We start from the raw sequence: 485 nt of genomic DNA, 5'->3' as shown, positions 1-485 counted from the left end.
GTCACGGATATTACTGAGGTCAAAACCGGCGAAGGTAAGCTGTATTTGTGTGTTGTCATTGACCTGTTCAGCAAGCTCGTCATTGGCTGGTCAATGCATCACCGCCAGGACCGTCAGATGGTGCTTCGTGCGGTGGAGATGGCTGTTTGGCAACGCCAGGGCGATGGGCCTGTTGTTTTGCACTCCGATCGTGGCAGTCAGTTTCGAAGCGGCGATTACCAGCGACTATTAAGCCAACATGGATTGGAATGCTCCATGAGTGCAGTTGGTCATTGTGGCGATAATGCCGCGTGTGAGGGATTTTTCGGGGTGCTCAAACGGGAACGTACAAACCGGATGCGTTACCCGACATTGGATTCAGCCAAAGCGGATTTATTTGACTATATTGAACGATTCCATAATCCTCGCATGAGAAGACGAGTCGCAAGAAGCGATATGACGTTTTCAACCGTTTTTAAACCGTCCGTAGAAACGGGGTAGAACCC

At 50.3% G+C, this 485-nt stretch carries 1 protein-coding gene; it reads left to right on the top strand.

Going from position 1 to position 485, the window contains the following annotated elements; translation table 11 throughout:
* Positions 1 to 480: IS3 family transposase (locus LGT40_RS00260; protein WP_226069659.1), on the top strand; the 480-nt coding region annotated here is incomplete at its 5' end.
* Positions 481 to 485: the final 5 nt, after the last annotated feature.

Source organism: Methylophaga pinxianii, from assembly GCF_020447225.1.
GTDB lineage: Bacteria > Pseudomonadota > Gammaproteobacteria > Nitrosococcales > Methylophagaceae > Methylophaga > Methylophaga pinxianii.
The sequence above is the reverse complement of the archived record's forward strand: the minus strand, read 5'-3'. Positions and strand labels throughout refer to the sequence as shown.